General features: G+C 61.5%; 18 protein-coding genes and 1 pseudogene. 10 read left to right on the forward strand and 9 right to left on the reverse strand.

What is annotated here, in order from left to right:
* Nucleotides 1-3: 3 nt before the first annotated feature.
* Complete coding sequence (locus QTA57_RS09955; protein WP_290151283.1) at nt 4-684, reverse strand: NUDIX hydrolase; 681 nt, start codon at nt 682-684, stop codon at nt 4-6.
* A 31-nt stretch (nt 685-715) separates the two neighbouring features.
* The gene (locus QTA57_RS09960) at nt 716-1111 is read right to left on the reverse strand and encodes a DUF983 domain-containing protein (RefSeq protein WP_290151284.1); all 396 of its coding nucleotides are present in this window, start codon (nt 1109-1111) and stop codon (nt 716-718) included.
* Nucleotides 1112-1275: 164 nt separating this feature from the next.
* Between QTA57_RS09960 and QTA57_RS09965 the strand changes: the two genes are divergently transcribed.
* The 5 genes from QTA57_RS09965 to QTA57_RS09985 all read left to right on the forward strand — a co-directional run bounded on the left by QTA57_RS09965 (nt 1276) and on the right by QTA57_RS09985 (nt 3238).
* Nucleotides 1276-1770, forward strand: coding sequence for an EF-hand domain-containing protein (locus tag QTA57_RS09965; protein ID WP_290151285.1), 495 nt, complete (start codon nt 1276-1278; stop codon nt 1768-1770).
* A gap of 65 nt (nt 1771-1835) precedes the next feature.
* A complete protein-coding gene (locus tag QTA57_RS09970) occupies nt 1836-2426 on the forward strand; it encodes an RNA polymerase sigma factor (protein ID WP_171561819.1) in 591 nt (196 codons plus the stop codon).
* Nucleotides 2413-2637, forward strand: a complete 225-nt coding sequence (locus QTA57_RS09975; RefSeq protein ID WP_290151286.1) for a hypothetical protein — start codon at nt 2413-2415, stop codon at nt 2635-2637. The genes QTA57_RS09970 and QTA57_RS09975 overlap by 14 nt, the downstream gene beginning before the upstream one ends.
* Nucleotides 2616-2768 carry a hypothetical protein gene (locus tag QTA57_RS09980; protein ID WP_290151288.1) on the forward strand — a complete coding sequence of 51 codons (153 nt, stop codon included), beginning with the start codon at nt 2616-2618 and terminating at the stop codon, nt 2766-2768. Before QTA57_RS09975 ends, QTA57_RS09980 begins: the two co-directional genes overlap by 22 nt.
* 5 nt (nt 2769-2773) lie before the next feature.
* The gene (locus tag QTA57_RS09985) at nt 2774-3238 is read left to right on the forward strand and encodes a periplasmic heavy metal sensor (RefSeq protein WP_290151290.1); all 465 of its coding nucleotides are present in this window, start codon (nt 2774-2776) and stop codon (nt 3236-3238) included.
* Between the two features lie 115 nt (nt 3239-3353).
* On the opposite strand, the gene QTA57_RS09990 is transcribed toward QTA57_RS09985, so the two are convergent.
* Nucleotides 3354-4724, reverse strand: coding sequence for a diguanylate cyclase (locus QTA57_RS09990; RefSeq protein ID WP_290151291.1), 1371 nt, complete (start codon nt 4722-4724; stop codon nt 3354-3356).
* Nucleotides 4725-4817: 93 nt separating this feature from the next.
* Here QTA57_RS09990 and QTA57_RS09995 point away from each other — a divergent pair, with 93 nt between their 5' ends.
* Complete coding sequence (locus QTA57_RS09995) at nt 4818-5096, forward strand: DUF3572 domain-containing protein (RefSeq protein WP_290151292.1); 279 nt, start codon at nt 4818-4820, stop codon at nt 5094-5096.
* A gap of 16 nt (nt 5097-5112) precedes the next feature.
* On the opposite strand, the gene QTA57_RS10000 is transcribed toward QTA57_RS09995, so the two are convergent.
* Nucleotides 5113-5568, reverse strand: coding sequence for a MarR family winged helix-turn-helix transcriptional regulator (locus QTA57_RS10000; protein ID WP_290151293.1), 456 nt, complete (start codon nt 5566-5568; stop codon nt 5113-5115).
* 86 nt (nt 5569-5654) lie between these two features.
* On the opposite strand from QTA57_RS10000, the gene QTA57_RS10005 reads away from it, so the two are divergent.
* The 4 genes and pseudogenes from QTA57_RS10005 (at nt 5655) to QTA57_RS10020 (ending at nt 9332) form a co-directional block, all read left to right on the forward strand.
* A complete protein-coding gene (locus QTA57_RS10005; RefSeq protein WP_290151294.1) occupies nt 5655-6398 on the forward strand; it encodes an HAD family hydrolase in 744 nt (247 codons plus the stop codon).
* Nucleotides 6399-6460: 62 nt separating this feature from the next.
* Nucleotides 6461-8019 (forward strand): annotated as a pseudogene (locus QTA57_RS10010) (trimethylamine methyltransferase family protein).
* Nucleotides 8020-8094: 75 nt separating this feature from the next.
* Nucleotides 8095-9132 carry an MFS transporter gene (locus QTA57_RS10015; RefSeq protein ID WP_290151295.1) on the forward strand — a complete coding sequence of 346 codons (1038 nt, stop codon included), beginning with the start codon at nt 8095-8097 and terminating at the stop codon, nt 9130-9132.
* Between the two features lie 2 nt (nt 9133-9134).
* Nucleotides 9135-9332, forward strand: coding sequence for a hypothetical protein (locus QTA57_RS10020; RefSeq protein ID WP_290151296.1), 198 nt, complete (start codon nt 9135-9137; stop codon nt 9330-9332).
* Nucleotides 9333-9447: 115 nt separating this feature from the next.
* Here the strand turns inward: QTA57_RS10020 and kynU are convergent, their stop codons facing one another.
* The 5 genes from kynU to QTA57_RS10045 are packed head-to-tail and all read right to left on the reverse strand — an operon-like array spanning nt 9448 to nt 15452.
* Nucleotides 9448-10638, reverse strand: a complete 1191-nt coding sequence (kynU, locus tag QTA57_RS10025) for a kynureninase (RefSeq protein WP_290151297.1) — start codon at nt 10636-10638, stop codon at nt 9448-9450.
* Between the two features lie 3 nt (nt 10639-10641).
* Nucleotides 10642-11475, reverse strand: coding sequence for a tryptophan 2,3-dioxygenase (locus QTA57_RS10030; RefSeq protein WP_290151298.1), 834 nt, complete (start codon nt 11473-11475; stop codon nt 10642-10644).
* Nucleotides 11476-11488: 13 nt separating this feature from the next.
* Entirely contained in the window at nt 11489-12289 is an 801-nt protein-coding gene (locus QTA57_RS10035; RefSeq protein ID WP_290151299.1) for an alpha/beta hydrolase, read from the reverse strand.
* Nucleotides 12286-14244, reverse strand: a complete 1959-nt coding sequence (locus QTA57_RS10040; RefSeq protein ID WP_290151300.1) for a 3-hydroxyacyl-CoA dehydrogenase NAD-binding domain-containing protein — start codon at nt 14242-14244, stop codon at nt 12286-12288. The genes QTA57_RS10035 and QTA57_RS10040 overlap by 4 nt, the downstream gene beginning before the upstream one ends.
* Nucleotides 14241-15452, reverse strand: coding sequence for an acyl-CoA dehydrogenase (locus QTA57_RS10045; RefSeq protein ID WP_290151301.1), 1212 nt, complete (start codon nt 15450-15452; stop codon nt 14241-14243). Before QTA57_RS10045 ends, QTA57_RS10040 begins: the two co-directional genes overlap by 4 nt.
* Nucleotides 15453-15522 lie beyond the last annotated feature (70 nt).

The raw sequence follows: 15522 nt of genomic DNA on the forward strand, positions 1-15522 counted from the left end.
GGCTTAGAGTCGCTCGAACCGGCTGGTTTCATCGGCGTTGTTGAAAAACGGCACCCCGTCATACGCGGTGCCGTTCAGGCGCGCGGCAAGTTCGGCCAGGACCACTTCGGTGATGAACGGCATATCGAAGCTGCGGGCCTCGTCGAGCGCGATCCATTGCAGATGGCTCAGCTCATCCTCTGCACGGGAGAAATCATCGGGGTCATTGGCCAGGTGCTCGGCCTCGGCCAAGAAAAACCGGGCATCGAAGCGGCGCGGGCGCCCGGGCGGCGTGATGGCGCGAAAAATAAAATCAAGCGCGGCCCCATCGGGCAGGTGCCCGGTGGCCAGATAGCCGCGCCAGCCTTTCGGAGCCTCAAAGGCATTGGTGCGCGGGTCGGCATGGCCCAGAAGCAGGCCGGTTTCTTCCCAAAGCTCCCGGGTCGCCGCAGCGATCAGCGCTTCGGGCGGGGTCAATGCTTTGGCGGCGAGTTGTGTGCGGGCAGTCGGTGCGGGTGCGCGGCCTAAAGGAATGGTGGCGTCCACAGCATCCACCGCGCCGCCGGGAAACACGAATTTCGAGGGCATGAAGACAGCGCTGTGGCCGCGTTGGCCCATCAAGACGCGCGGGCGCGTGGCGGCATCGCGCAAAACGATGATCGTCGCCGCATCGCGGATGGCGGTTTTGTCCGGCTGATCGGTCATGATCCGCCCTGCGAAAGGATCGATCGCTTGGTCAGAATCCGTGCATCCGTTTGGCCCATTGAATCCCCACAATCATGCCTTTGAACCTGGGCAAGAGGTATAGAGACATAAGGATCGCGCCAACCGAAAACACCGCCGCGAGGACGTATGGCCCAGGTTGCCAACGCTCAAAGACAAACAGCATCAGTGTGCCGAGGATTTTCGCGGTGACCAGGATTGTCAGATAAGCCGGGCCATCATCGGCACGCGCATGAGACAAGTCTTCGCCACAGGTGCCGCAAGACGGACGCAGTTTCAGATAGCTCTTAAAAATCGTGCCCTCGCCGCAATTGGGGCAACGCTGGCGCAGGCCGCGGCGCATGGCGGGCCAAGTCGGGCGTTCGGGTGAACCTGCCTCAAAGGCAGGTCTGTCGGGGACATGGGTCATGGGGACTCTGATATACTGTCGTTTCCTGCGTCCTGACTTAGCACCTGGATGTGCTGCCGGACAGAGAGGCGTTTCGTCGCGATGATACGATGCCAAAATAATTCGACGGAACTCTGATCGGCCCCCGTGGAAAGGGGCAGACAGGCAAAGAAAAGGAGTTTCGCATGTCCTCTCGTAAAGCAGTGATTATGGGCGTTTTGGTATCCGTGGCATTGACTGCGGCCGTGCCGGTGGTGGCCCAAGGATTTGGAGGCCCCCGCGGCCCGCAAGTTCTTTTTGAAGAATTGGATCTGAATGGCGATGGCGAGATCAGCCAAGAGGAAATGCTCAACCATCACGAGGGCCGGTTTGACCGCGCCGATGCGGATGGCGACGGGGTGTTGACACGCGACGAGATGATCGCCGCGGGGCAGGCCCGCGTTGAGGCCGGTGTCGACCGGATGCTGGAGCGGCTTGATAGCGACGAAGATGGGGCAATCAGCCAGGCCGAGATGGAGGCCGCCGCCGAAGACCGGCAAGAACGGCGTCAGGCCCGGATGTTCGACCGTTTGGATGCCGATGACAGCGGCACGATCAGCGCCGAAGAGTTCGAAGACGCCGCGGAGCGGATGCGCGAGCGGCGTGGCGGCCATGGGCTCTTTGGCCGCGACCGCGGGTAAGACAGGCACGCTGGCGGCAGGGGTTTCGCCTTTGTCGCCCGCGCGCGATCACGCTAAGCAGGGGCATGGTGCAGGTGGATGCCGAGCTGGATCAGTTGGAGGATGGTGCCTTGATGGTGCTTTACGCCAATGGAGATCAAGGGGCCGCGCGGGTCTTGACGGCGCGGCTCCTGCCGCGTGTGTTTAGCCATGCCGTGCGGGTTTTGGGCGATCGGGCCGAGGCCGAAGATGTGGCGCAAGACGCGATGATGCGGCTTTGGCGTGCGGCGGCGACTTGGCGACCTGATGGCGCGGCGAAGCCGGGCACGTGGCTCTATCGCGTCACTGCCAATCTTGTCGTGGATCGGTTGCGCCGCTCGGGGCGCGCGGTCGGTCTGGACGCGGTGGAGGAGCCTGCCGACGAGGCTGAGAGTGCCGAGGCGCGCTTGATGCGGCAAGGGCGGATGGCGGCCTTGGATGCGGGGCTGGCGCGGTTGCCGGAACGGCAACGCCAGGCCGTGGTTTTGCGGCATATCGAGGGTTTGTCGAACCCGGAGATTGCCGCAGTGTTGGACATCAGCACCGAAGCGGTGGAAAGTTTGACGGCGCGGGGCAAACGCGCGCTGGCGGCCAATCTGGCCGGTCAGAAGGAGGCATTGGGCTATGGTGACGGATAAGGATGATCTTTCAGCACTTCTTGCTGAGGCGCGCCAGGATGCCATCCCGAGCGTTGATCTGACGGCGCGGGTCTTGGCGGATGCGGCGGCGGTTCATGCCGTGCCGCAGGCCGCCCATCGGCCCGAGGTGGTTGGTTCGGCCAAGTGCTGGGCGCGATTGGCGGTTGGCCCGGTGTGTCGGGTTTGGCGATGGCGGGGGTCACCGGATTGATGATTGGCGTCTATGCCACCGAGAGTGTGGATGTGTTGTTGAACGGGCAACTGACGAGCTTGACCGGTGGTGATAGCTCGGGGCTGTTCCCCGCGATTGATGGCCTGGCATTTGCGTTAGAGGAGGGCTGAACACCATGGTTGAGACCCCTAATCCACCGTCGGCGCGGCGCCCGGCAGGTCGTGGCTTGAAGATTGCGCTTGTGCTGTCGTTGGTGGCGAATGTGATGATTGTTGGCGTAATCGCGGGCGCGGTCTGGGGCAAGATCGGTGGACCGTCCGGCGATGAGAATGGGCCGATGTCGTTGAGGAACTTGGGTCTTGGCCCGATGGTTTTTGTGCTGGAGCGAGACGATCGGGCGGCATTACGGGCGCGGATGGCGGAGGATGCAGATCGGTTCCGCCCTGAACTGCGCGGTTTAGGACGGTCCGTTCATGCATTCAGTGACGCTCTTCGGACGGAGCCGTTTGACCGCGCCGCTGCCGCGGCGGCGCTTCCAGCAGCAACGCGGTCATGTGCAGGGGTTGCAGACCGAGGGGCATCGGGTCTTGTTGGATCAACTGGACGTGATGACGCCAGAGGCGCGTACCGATCTGGCTGACCGACTGCAGAGACGATTGTCGCGGAGCAGGCCTGATCGAGATGGGCGGCCGTGAGCCGACTACGCTTGAGCGTGCTTCCCTCGTGATTTTGCCAAGCCACCGGTGCGGTTGTGGCTATGCGGCGGAGGCGGTGGCCATTGTGACGAGGTTGCGGCCTTCCGATTTCGAGTCATACAGGGCTTGATCCGCGCGCTTTAGGATCGCTTTGGCGGAATCCTCGCTCTCTTGCGAAAGAGCGATCCCAACGCTCATCGTGACCGAAATCGGTTCCGCCCCGGTCGCGACCATAATCGGGGTGCTTCCAACGGCCAAGCGAAGCCGCTCTGCCACCTCTAGCGCGCGAGTCCTGTCTGCATCGGGAATGGCCACGAGGAACTCTTCGCCGCCAATCCGTGCCACAAGATCCATGCTGCGGAGCTGCGCTCGAAGCCGTTTTGCCACAACCGCCAGAACACTGTCGCCAGCGGCATGGCCGTGGCGATCATTCACCTCTTTGAAAAAGTCGAGATCCAGCATCATCACGGCGATGCTTGTCCCACGATGGGCGAGCATCCGGTCCAGGTGATGCAAGGCGTAGCGCCGATTGTGGAGCCCGGTCAGGCTGTCGGTTACGGCTAGTTCCAACCCCGCATCCACGGTTGAGCGCAGCCGGTCAGACTGCCGTTTGCGGCGAAGTTGCGTTTTGATCCGCACCGCCAGCTCATCGGCATCCAGCGGCTCATAGAGAATATCGCCAGCGCCGAGATCAAGCGCGATTGCGGCACGCTCGGCATCGCCAGAGGGCAAAATCATCAGAGTGGCTGCATGCCGGGTCACCGGTCGGGAGCGTAAATCAGACAGGAGCCGAAGCCCGTCATTGCGACTGGCCAGATCCGCGGAAATCACAAAAACGTCGGGTGCGTCCCTTGTGCCAAACTCGGCCAGCGCATGCTCCCGCGGGACAATCTCCACTTTGCCGGCGCGTTTCCCTTCAAGGGCGTGTTTCCAGACCACAGCAGTCGGCCCATCCGGGGCGACAAGGGCGATTCGACCAGGGCCTTCAAACGCCGTTGCGCCCTCGGCAAAGCCAAGTTCGGCGCAGGTCTCTTCGCGGAGGCGCAATTCACGCTGCGTATCGCGGGCGCGCAGGAGAGAGCGTACCCGGGCAAGGAGGGCGATCTCATCCACGGGTTTGGTCAGGAAATCATCGGCGCCCTTTTCCAAGCCTTTCATTTTGCTATCTTTATCCGCCATGGCAGTGATTAGAATGACCGGAATGTCGGCTGTGTCAGGGTCCGCTTTTAGCTTCTCACAGACGGTGACACCGCTCATATCGGGCATCAGCACATCCAGAAGGATCAAGTCGGGCCTTTCTGACTTGGCTTTTCTGAGCGCATCTTCCCCACAATCGGCCTGAATCACCTCGTAATAGGCGACCGATAGTTTTACCTTCATCACGATCCGGTTGGTCGCAACATCGTCGACGACTAAGATACGCCCTGTCATACTCGAAGCTCCACTCTGTCCATCATGGGCTTGACGTCAGCTATGCGCTCGAAAAGTTAACAAACTATTTAACGTTGAGGTCAACTCTTTCCCATGATGCAGGATTCCGCCGAAAATGTTGCCCTAGGGGCACTTACATGGCTTGCCACGGACCAGGCGCTTTTTGAGGTCTTTTTGGGGTCAACCGGCGCATCCGTCGATGATGTGAAGGAGCGCGCTGCCGATCCACAGTTCCTGGCGGGTGTTTTGGAGTTCATTTTGATGGACGATGACTGGGTTGTGGCATGCTGCGATACGTTGAACCTGAGTTATGAAAACCTTGGCCTTGCACGGCAAGCGCTGCCGGGCGGCGATCTTCCGAATTGGACGTGAGATCGACTCCCGTGGCTCAGCCGAGCGCGCTGTCTTCTTCGCCGCTGCGGAGTTTGCCCAAGAGACGGTTTAACTCGGCGCGTTCACTTGCGGAGAGTTTGTCGTTGAAATGAGCGATATTCTCCGAGCAAATCGGCATCGCGTCGGTTAGCCGTTGGCGCCCTTCGTCGGTCAAGGCCACCTCGGTCGTGCGGCGATCCTGACGACCGATGCTCCGCGCGATCAACCCCTCATCTTCGAGTTGCCGCAGCGCTCGCGATGTTGCGGTCCGGTCGATGCCAACAAAACTGGCGATCTCGGAGGGGTTCTTTAGTTGATCCTCTCCGACGGCCAGCAAGATACACCAGCCGGCCCGGGTCAGTCCGAAGTTGCGCAAACCCTCTTCAACCCGCCGCTCAATCAGGCGCGCGGTTTGCGAGGTGTGAAAACTGATGCTGTCATGCAGCCCGAAGCGGGGTTTTGTGCCATCCATGGCAGATACAATGGCGTTATGGTTGCATAATGGTCAAGTCACAGTCAGTGCTTTGTCCCATGCGGCACAGAATAAAGGCATCGAGTATGATCACCGGTATTCTTTTCGACAAAGACGGTACGCTGTTTGATTTCGAGGCCAGCTGGACGGGTTGGGCCAGCGGTGTCTTGCTGGATTTGGCCGATGGCGACTCGGAGAAAGCGATTCATCTGGGGCGGTGGATTGGGTTTGATTTTGCGGCTGGCCGGTTTGAGCCGGACAGCGTCGCGATTGCCGGGACATTGGACGAGACGACATCCGCGCTTCTGCAGGGTCTGCCGCATATGACCCACGACGCCTTGATCACGGTTTTGCGCACGTCCGGCGCGACGGCCCAGATGGTCGAGGCTGTGCCGCTTGCGCCCTATCTGGATGATCTTCGGACGCGCGGGGTGCGTCTTGGCGTGGCGACGAATGATTCTGAGGTCTTGGCGCGATCACATCTCGCGGCCTTCGATGTCGACACCTCCTTTGACTATATCGCCGGTGCCGATAGCGGGTTCGGCGCAAAGCCAGGCCCTGGCATGTGCCTTGGGTTCTCAGATCAGTTTGATCTGGCACCGGAGACGGTGCTGATGGTGGGGGATAGCCGCCATGACCTGATGGCGGCGCAAGCGGCGGGGATGATTGGGGTTGGTGTTTTGACCGGCATGGCTGGCGCAGACGACTTGTCTGATTTGGCGCAAGTGGTTCTGCCCGATATCGGGCATGTCCCGGGGTGGCTGGATGCCACCTATGGACCCGATACGCCGGGTCATCGTCAAAATACGACGCGATCGGTCGCTATCTGAACCTCCAAACCGGCCTGACCAAGGCAATCTGGTTCAGCCGAACGCCTTGGGAGAGACTTGATATGACTGCCGAACCATCGCCCCGCCGCCGTCGTTCCGGAGGCCGCAAAGGCCATGCCGACCGGGCCGGTCAGGCGACGATTGATCAAATGCCCTGGGGGTTGATCCGCAACACCGACAAGCCGACCGAGCCGCTGGACGACGAGGGTGTGCAGGCGATCCATAAAGGGGCGATGCATATCCTGAGCGAAATCGGGATCGAGTTTCTGAACGATGAGGCGCGCGAGATTCTGGCCGAGGCGGGCTGCAAGATCGACGGCGAAAACGTCTTCATGGATGAGGCGTTTGTGATGGAGATGATCGGCCATGCGCCCGATAGCTTCACCCTCACGCCGCGCAATCTTGATCGGCAGTTGGTCATCGGCGGCGATTACCTGACGTTTGGCAATGTCTCGTCACCCCCCAATGCATGGGATATGGAGCGCGGCAAACGCTCCGGCGATTTCGAGACTTACAAAGAGTTCCTGAAACTCACCCAGTATTTCAACTGCATCCATTTCGCGGGCGGCTATGCGCCGGAGCCGATCGATATTCACCCGTCGGTTCGGCATCTGGATTGCCTCTATGAGAAGCTGACCCTGACCGACAAAGTCGCGCATGCCTATTCGCTTGGGGCGGAGCGGGTCGAAGACGTGATGGAAATGGTCCGGATCGCGGGGGGCTGAGCCATGAAGAGTTCGACGCCACGCCGCGGATGTATACCAATATCAACTCGGTCTCGCCGCTGAAACATGATTTCCCGATGCTGGACGGTGCGATGCGCCTGGCGCGGCGGGGGCAACCGACGGTGGTCACGCCCTTCACGCTGGCCGGTGCCATGGCACCGGTGACCATGTCGGGCGCCGTGGCCCTGTCTTTGGCCGAAGGCTTGGCGGCCATTGCACTCTTGCAATACATCAACCCGGGCTGCCCCGTGGCGATTGGCACCTTCACCTCGAATGTCGACATGAAATCCGGCGCTCCAGCGTTCGGCACCCCGGAATACATGCGTGCCACACAGATGACAGGACAGATGGCGCGGTTCTATGGGCTGCCGATGCGGTCTTCCGGTGTCTGTGCGGCGAATGTGCCCGATGGGCAGGCGATGTGGGAAACCTCGCAGAGCCTTTGGGCGGCCGTGCAGTCGGGAACCAACATGGTGTATCACGCCGCCGGATGGCTTGAAGGCGGGTTAATCGCGTCACCAGAGAAATTCGTGATGGATTGCGAAATTCTGCAGCAAATTCAGCGGTATTTTGAGCCAGCGCTCTGGGCAACGGGCGATGACGAGATTGGGCTTGAGGCAATCCGGGAGGTGGGGCCAGGCGGGCACTACTTCGGCTGCGCCCATACGCAGGAACGCTATCAGACGGCGTTTTATCAGCCGTTTCTATCGGATTGGCGCAATTTCGAGGCCTGGCAACTCGATGGCAGCGTCTGGACCGCCGAACGCGCGCACCGGATGTACAAGCGCATCTTGGCCGAGTTCGAGCCACCCGCGATGGATATCGCGATCCGTGAGGAGCTGCAGGCCTTCGTCGCAAAGCGTAAGGAAGAGGGTGGAGCCCCGACCGATTTCTAGGCTGCGTTCCCCGCTGCCTTACGTGTCGCCACCCGCCTGCTAGACAAACGGCGATGCCCGACCTAGCGTCGCGTTATGGTCTCCTCCGACATGCATGACAGCCGCTATTCGTGGCTCCGCCTTGGCGTCACGCTGCTGATCGCCATTGTGGGCAATGTGGGGATGTGGGCGATCATTGTGATCTTACCCGCGATCCAGGGGGAACTTGACGTCGACCGCTCGGCCGCGTCTTTGCCCTATGCGACAACGATGATTGGTTTCGCGCTGGGCAATCTGGTGATTGGGCGGGCCGTGGATCGGTTCGGGATCACCTGGTGTTTCATCGCCTCGGCCCTCGGCCTGGGTCTGTTTTTCAGCCTGTCGGCCGCGGCCAACTCGATCTTTGTGCTCTCGATCTTGCAGTTCATCGTGGGTTTTGGGACCGCCACCAGTTTTGGCCCCCTGATCGCGGATATCTCGCATTGGTTCTTGCGCCGCCGGGGCATTGCCGTGGCGATCGCGGCGAGCGGCAATTACCTTTCGGGCGCCATATGGCCGTTTCTTCTCAGTGGTATCTTGGCCGATCAAGGCTGGCGCGCGGCCTATCTTTTGCTTGCTGCAGTGACGGTATTGGTGATGATCCCGCTGGCGCTGATGCTGCGCCGGCAAGTGCCTGCCAGCGCGGTATCAGATGAGGTCATCGCGGTGCCCGGCCGCGCCAGGCAGGTCAGCTTCACGCCTGGCCAATTGCAGATGCTGCTTTTCATTGCCGGGCTCGCCTGCTGCGTCGCGATGGCGATGCCGCAGGTGCATATTGTCGCGCTGTGCGTTGATCTGGGCTATGGACCCGCGGTCGGGGCTGAGATGTTGTCGCTGATGCTTTTAGGTGGGGTGGCCTCGCGGCTTGTCTCGGGCCTGGTGGCGGATTGGCTTGGTGGGGTTATCACTTTGCTGATCGGCTCGATCCTGCAATGCATCGCGCTGTTCCTGTTCTTGCCCTTTGACGGGTTGGTCTCGCTTTACATTGTGAGCCTGATCTTCGGCTGGCGCAGGGCGGCATCGTGCCGAGCTATGCGATCATCGTGCGGGAATACATGCCCGCGCGGGAGGCGGGCGCGCGTGTCGGGGCGGTGATTATGGCGACGATCATCGGCATGGCGCTCGGCGGCTGGATGTCAGGCTGGATTTACGATGTGACGGGCGATTATCAGTTGGCGTTCATCAATGGCATCGCTTGGAATGGATTGAACATCGGGATCATGGTCCTGATCTTGATGAATGCCCGGCGTGGCGCGGGACGCCAAGCCGGGGCCGGAGCGCGCTTGGCTCCATGACGCGTTTCGCGGCTTCGCAGGCGCAGCGCTCTGGACCATCGAATCCTAGGGAACAGGGGGCAAGATGCCGGGTGTGCAGCCCGACCCGTGGCGCTGTCGCCCGAAAGGGGGGCGATCAGGTCACCCGGTTTGCGACCTTGTAAGCCGGATCATCCCAAAGACGGTTCTCCATGATGTCTTGCAGGATATCCGCTGCCGCCACGATATCGGTGTCGTCGAGATAAAGCGGTGTGAACCCAAAGCGCATGATATTTGGTGCCCGGAAATCTCCGATCACGCCCCGCGCCACCAGGGCTTGCATCGCGGCATAGCCATGCTCGAACGCGAACGACACCTGGCTGCCGCGCGCCTCTGGATCGCGCGGGCTGGCCAGGGTCAGATCGGGGCAGCGGGCTTCGACCTCTTGGATGAACTTTTCCGACAGCCGGATCGAGGCGGCCCGCACCTCGGCCATCGTCAGGCCCTCCCAAACCTTCAGGGCCTCTTCCAGCGCCGAGGTCTGGAGCACCGGCGGGGTGCCGACGCGCATCCGTTCGATATTGCCAGCCGGGCGATAGTCGAGATCGAAGGCGAAGGGCGCGTCATGGCCGAGCCAGCCGGAAAGGGCCGGGCGGACCCGCCCCATGATGTCGGGGCGGACATAAATGAACGCGGGCGCGCCGGGGCCGCCATTGAGGTATTTATAGGTGCAGCCAACGGCGAACTCGCAGTTCGATCCCGCCAGATCGACCGGGATCGCGCCCGCCGAATGCGCCAGATCCCAGATCATTACCGCGCCATTTGCATGTGCAGCGTCGGTGATCGCTTTCATATCATGCAATCGCCCGGTGCGATAATCGACCTCAGTCAGCATCACGGCGGCGACGCGGTCATCAATCGCGCCTGCGACCTCTTCCGGCGCCACGATCTTCAACTCGTGACCCTGGTTCAGCGAGGCCAGCAACCCTTGCGCCATGTAAAGATCGGTGGGGAAATTGCCGCTATCGGAGAGGACAACCTTGCGGTCAGGCCGCATCTCAAGCGCCGAGGCCAGCGCCTGATAGACCTTGATCGAAAGCGTGTCGCCCATCACCACACTGCCCGCAGGTGCACCGATCAGCCGGGCCACCTGATCACCCACGCGGGCCGGCTGTTCCATCCATTTCGCGTCGTTCCAGCCGCGGATCAGCTGTGCGCCCCATTCCTCGGTCACCACCTCGCCCACGCGCGCGGTGACAGATTTCGGCAACGGCCCAAGCGAATTGCCATCAAGATAAATCACGCCTTCGGGCAGGTCGAAGAGCTGTTTTCGGGGAAGGGTCGCCATCGTTCACAGGCCTCCGCGCAGATTCCAAAGTTCGGGGAAAAGCTCCACCTCCAGCATTTTGCGGAGGTATTTCACGCCACTCGTACCGCCGGTGCCGCGTTTGAACCCGATGACACGTTCGACCGTGGTGACATGGTTGAAGCGCCAGCGGCGGAAATAGTCCTCAAGGTCCACCAGCTTCTCGGCCAACTCATAGAGGGTCCAGTGTTGGGCCGGGTCCTGATAAATCAGCGTCCAAGCCCGGGCGATCTCATCATCATGTTGATGCGGGGCCTCCATTCGGAACACCGACGGGTCAAATAGGATGCCCGTCCGCTCCGAAAGCGCATTTAGCGCGACATGGTAGAGCGTCGGCTTGGCCAGTTCATCGGTCAGCATCTGGTGCAGTTCGGGCCGATGTTCATGGACCTTCATCAGCGCTTTGTTCCGATTGCCAAGCGCATATTCGATCAGCCGATACTGATGCGATTGGAAGCCGGAGGAATTGCCAAGCGCCTCGCGGAAGGTCGTGTAGTCGCTCGGCGTCATGGTGCGCAGCACATCCCAGGCCGAATTCAGTTGATCGAAGATGCGCGCGACGCGGGTCAACATCTTGAAAGCAGGTTCGAAATTGCCGGATGTCATTACGTCTCGGGCGGCGGCGATCTCGTGCAGGACAAGCTTCATCCAGAGTTCAGAGGTCTGATGCTGGATGATGAACAGCATCTCGTCATGGGCGGTGGAAAGAGGTGTTTGCGCGTTCAGAACCTGGTCGATTTTCAGATAATCGCCATAGCTCATATCGGTTTTGAACGACATCTTCGCGCCGTCTTGGCTCGGGTCATATCCCTGGCTCATGGTCTCCTCCCTCTCAGCGGGTCAGCTCTTGCACCAGCGGGCTCTCGGCCTCGGCAAGGGCTTCGATGACCGAGAAATGGTTCTTGCCTGCCTCATAAACCTCGGTGATGTTGTCAGCCTTGTCCTGCCAGGCCTCGCCGATCAACCGGGTCTGGCGGAGCAATTCGGGGCGCTCGGCGGCACCGACCCAGAAACAGGCCGGGATGCCGGGATAGGGAGTCTGGAGGGCGGGGCTTTCAGCCTCGGGCTCTTCGGCGTCCAGATGCAAGGTTTCGTTCATTTTGGTCAGCAGCAGCGGTCGAAGGTCATGGATGCCGCTGACCGACACGATCTTTTCCAGCCGGGTGAGGATATCTGACGCGAGCGGCCCGTTTTGGCACAGCATCCGCGCGGTCAGATGCCCGCCCGCCGAATGGCCGATGATCCGAATTGGGCCGGGGATGCTTTGCCCAGCGGTCGTGATCGCCACGCCGACTTCTTGTGTGATCTGCGAAATCCGGGCTTCGGGGGCGAGCGTGTAGCTGGGCAGCGCCACGGCCCAGCCTTTGGCCAGCGGCCCGGCGGCCAGATGCGAGAAATACGCCTTTTCCAGCATGTGCCAGTAGCCGCCATGGATGAAGACGATCAGGCCGCGCGGCGTGCCATCGGGCAGGAACAGGTCGAGGCGGTTGCGCGGGCCGTCGCCATAGGCCAGGTCGAACTCGGCCCGCGTTGTTTCCCGAAAATGAGCCGCGGCGCTGGACCAACGCGCGGCCAATTGATCACTGCCAGGCACATAGCTGGAATTATCAAACGCGTCGGTCCAGTCGATCATTCGGCACTGCCCCTCATGAACATCGGCCCACCGCGCCAGCGCGGGAAGCCATAGCCATTCACCATCACCACATCGATCGCCTCAGGGCTTTCAGCGATGCCTTCGGCAAGGATTTTCTCGCCCTCGGCCTGCATCATCTCAAGGATGCGCGCCATGATGCCTTCGCGCGACATTGGCACGCGCGTGATGCCGCGCCGGGCCGATTCCGCTTCGATCAAGGCCGTGACCTCAGGGTCGGGCCGGCCGTTTTTGTCGTCGCTGTAATCATACCAGCCTTTGCCGGTCTTGCGCCCAAACCGGCCCTGTTCGCAGAGCCGATCCGCGATCTCGACATAGCGTTCATTGGGATCCCGGGTCGGCGCTTTGCGTTTGCGCGTCGCCCATCCGATATCCAGCCCCGCCAGATCGGCCATCTGAAACACGCCCATGGGGAAGCCAAAATCCACCATCGCGGCGTCCACATCTTGGGGCAGGGCGCCGTCCTCCAACATGTAATCCGCCTCGCGCCGATAGGCTGACATGACCCGATTGCCGATGAACCCGTCGCAGACGCCGGAGGGCACGGTCACCTTCTTCAGCCGTTTGCCGAGGGCCAGCCCTGTGGCCAGGACATCCGGCGCGGCGGCCTCGGTCACGATCAACTCGAGCAGTTTCATGATATGGGCGGGGGAGAAGAAATGCAGACCGAAGACACGCGAGGGGTCTTGGGTGCTGGCGCTGATCTCATTGATATCGAGATAGGAGGTGTTCGAGGCCAGGATCGCCTCGGGTTTGGTCACCCGATCCAGTTCGGCGAAGACCTGTTTTTTCACCTCCATGTCTTCGAAAACGGCTTCGATCACCAGATCCACCTCGGCCAAGGCAGCATAATCGATGCTGCCGCTCAAACCCGCTTCGGCTTTGGCCTGCGCCGCAGGGGAGAGCAGCCCGCGCTTGGCACTGCCGGCGAGCGTGTCGCGGACCCGTGTGAGGCCCGCTTCAAGCGCTGCCTCATCGCGCTCGATCATCGTGACTGAGAGGCCGGCGGTGAGACAGGACACCGCAATGCCCGCGCCCATCGTGCCACCGCCGATGACCCCGATTTGGGCGAGCGGGCGCGGCATCGCGCCCTTGGCGCGCGCGATTTTCGAGGCGCTGCGCTCGGCGAAGAAGATATGGCGGAGCGCGGTGGATTGGGTTGTGTCCCTCAGGTCGATGAAGGCCGCGCGTTCGGCGTCGAAGGCGGCCTCTGCGTCCAGGTCTAAAGACCGATCCACGGCGTCGATCGTGGCGACGGGCGAAAGCTGCCCCCTTGCTTTGGCCCGGATGCGGGTTTTCAGCGCCTCATAGGCGGCGATGTCTTCCGGCGGCTCTGCCGTGCGCTGCATCAAAGGCGTTGGCATGACCCCGTCTGCCGCTTCAGCGGCCAGCGCCCGCGCGGCCTCAAGGACGTCGCCCGCCGCCACCTTGTCGACCAGGCCAAGTTCTGCGGCTTTTGCGCCCGAGATCGGCTTACCGCTCGAAATCATCTCAAGCGCATGGTTTGCGGGTACAACACGAGGCAAGAAAACCGTGCCGCCCGCGCCGGGGATGATGCCCAAATGCACCTCCGGCAGGCCCAGTTTTGCCGTGGCGGTGGCCACCCGATGGCTGCACCCAAGCGCGACCTCGAGCCCACCGCCCAAGGCCACGCCCTGGATCGCCGCGACCCAGGGTTTCGTGACCGCATCAAGCATCCGAACGACGCTTGGCAGGTTAGGGTCCTGCATCGGCTGGCCAAACTCGCGAATATCCGCACCCGCGATGAAGCTGCTGCCCGCGCCGATGAGAACGCTGGCGCGGACCTCTGGATTGGCCTCTGTCGCACGAATGGCATCGGCCAGCCCCTGGCGGATCGCATGGCTCAACGCGTTGACCGGCGGGTTCGACAGGGTGACTGTCGCGATCCCGCCGTCAACTTCAACTGTGACGCTCATTGAAAGGCCTGCAGCCCGGTTTGTGCCCTGCCCAGGATCAGCGCGTGAATGTCGTGGGTGCCCTCATAGGTGTTGACGGCTTCCAGGTTCATCACATGACGGATCACGCCATATTCGTCGCTGACGCCATTGCCGCCATGCATGTCGCGGGCGACACGGGCGATATCGAGCGCCTTGCCGCAATTGTTGCGCTTCATCAGGCTAATCAGTTCCGCAGGCGCGGTATGATCGTCCAACATCCGACCGAGACGCAGTGCGCCCAGAAGGCCAAGCGAAATCTCGGTCTGCATATCGGCGAGCTTCTTCTGGATCAACTGCGTCGCGGCCAGCGGTTTGCCGAACTGCTTGCGCTCCATCGTATAGCTGCGCGCCGCGTGCCAGCAGGCTTCCGCAGCACCCATGGCGCCCCAGGCGATGCCAAACCGCGCGCGGTTGAGGCAGCCAAAGGGGCCCGCCAAACCGCTGATATTCGGCAACAGGTTCTCTTCGGGGACAAATACCTCATCCATCTGAATCATCCCGGTGATCGAGGCGCGGAGGCTGAATTTGCCTTCGATTTTCGGTGCCACCAGGCCTTTCATGCCTTTTTCGAGCACGAAGCCGCGGATTTTGCCGTCATGCGCGTCCGATTTCGCCCAGATCACGAACACATCGGCAATTGGCGAGTTGGTGATCCAGTTCTTGGCACCGGAGACCAGATAGCCGCCATCGACCGGCTTGGCACGAGTCAACATACCGCCGGGGTCGGAGCCGTGATCGGGCTCCGTCAGGCCAAAACAGCCGACCCATTCGCCGGTGGCCAGTTTCGGCAGATATTTCTGCCGCTGTGCCTCGGAGCCATAGGCAAAGATCGGGTGCATCACGAGCGAGGATTGCACCGACATGGCCGAGCGATAGCCGCTATCGATCCGTTCCACTTCGCGGGCGACCAACCCGTAAGAGACGTAATTCGCGCCCACGCCGCCGTATTCTTCGGGGATGGTCGAGCCGAGAAGCCCAAGCGCGCCCATTTCGGTCATGATCTCGCGGTGAAAAACTTCGTGCCGGTTCGCTTCGACCACGCGGGCGGCCAGTTTGTCCTGGCAATAGGCGCGGGCGGCGTCTGAAATCATCCGTTCTTCTTCGCTGAGCTGGCTCTCGATCAGGAAGGGGTCTTCCCAGTTCATCGGAGACAATTTCGAGGCGGCAAGTTTGGCGGCGCTGTCCATTGCGTGATCTTCTGGCATCGTTTCCTCGCTACAGATGTGAGCCATGGGCTCTGGATTGGTACGCCTCGCA

It is taken from the genome of Fontisubflavum oceani (genome assembly GCF_030407165.1).
Classification (GTDB): Bacteria; Pseudomonadota; Alphaproteobacteria; order Rhodobacterales; family Rhodobacteraceae; genus Rhodophyticola; species Rhodophyticola oceani.

Excerpts from the sequence above, each read along its gene's own strand:
- QTA57_RS09955 (WP_290151283.1), bottom strand. The coding sequence starts at position 684 with ATGACCGATCAGCCGGACAAAACCGCCATCCGCGATGCGGCGACGATC.
- QTA57_RS09960 (WP_290151284.1), bottom strand. The coding sequence starts at position 1,111 with ATGACCCATGTCCCCGACAGACCTGCCTTTGAGGCAGGTTCACCCGAA.
- QTA57_RS09965 (WP_290151285.1), top strand. The coding sequence starts at position 1,276 with ATGTCCTCTCGTAAAGCAGTGATTATGGGCGTTTTGGTATCCGTGGCA.
- QTA57_RS09970 (WP_171561819.1), top strand. The coding sequence starts at position 1,836 with ATGGTGCAGGTGGATGCCGAGCTGGATCAGTTGGAGGATGGTGCCTTG.
- QTA57_RS09975 (WP_290151286.1), top strand. The coding sequence starts at position 2,413 with ATGGTGACGGATAAGGATGATCTTTCAGCACTTCTTGCTGAGGCGCGC.
- QTA57_RS09980 (WP_290151288.1), top strand. The coding sequence starts at position 2,616 with ATGGCGGGGGTCACCGGATTGATGATTGGCGTCTATGCCACCGAGAGT.
- QTA57_RS09985 (WP_290151290.1), top strand. The coding sequence starts at position 2,774 with ATGGTTGAGACCCCTAATCCACCGTCGGCGCGGCGCCCGGCAGGTCGT.
- QTA57_RS09990 (WP_290151291.1), bottom strand. The coding sequence starts at position 4,724 with ATGACAGGGCGTATCTTAGTCGTCGACGATGTTGCGACCAACCGGATC.
- QTA57_RS09995 (WP_290151292.1), top strand. The coding sequence starts at position 4,818 with ATGATGCAGGATTCCGCCGAAAATGTTGCCCTAGGGGCACTTACATGG.
- QTA57_RS10000 (WP_290151293.1), bottom strand. The coding sequence starts at position 5,568 with ATGGATGGCACAAAACCCCGCTTCGGGCTGCATGACAGCATCAGTTTT.
- QTA57_RS10005 (WP_290151294.1), top strand. The coding sequence starts at position 5,655 with ATGATCACCGGTATTCTTTTCGACAAAGACGGTACGCTGTTTGATTTC.
- QTA57_RS10015 (WP_290151295.1), top strand. The coding sequence starts at position 8,095 with ATGGTCTCCTCCGACATGCATGACAGCCGCTATTCGTGGCTCCGCCTT.
- QTA57_RS10020 (WP_290151296.1), top strand. The coding sequence starts at position 9,135 with ATGGCGACGATCATCGGCATGGCGCTCGGCGGCTGGATGTCAGGCTGG.
- kynU (WP_290151297.1), bottom strand. The coding sequence starts at position 10,638 with ATGGCGACCCTTCCCCGAAAACAGCTCTTCGACCTGCCCGAAGGCGTG.
- QTA57_RS10030 (WP_290151298.1), bottom strand. The coding sequence starts at position 11,475 with ATGAGCCAGGGATATGACCCGAGCCAAGACGGCGCGAAGATGTCGTTC.
- QTA57_RS10035 (WP_290151299.1), bottom strand. The coding sequence starts at position 12,289 with ATGATCGACTGGACCGACGCGTTTGATAATTCCAGCTATGTGCCTGGC.
- QTA57_RS10040 (WP_290151300.1), bottom strand. The coding sequence starts at position 14,244 with ATGAGCGTCACAGTTGAAGTTGACGGCGGGATCGCGACAGTCACCCTG.
- QTA57_RS10045 (WP_290151301.1), bottom strand. The coding sequence starts at position 15,452 with ATGGACAGCGCCGCCAAACTTGCCGCCTCGAAATTGTCTCCGATGAAC.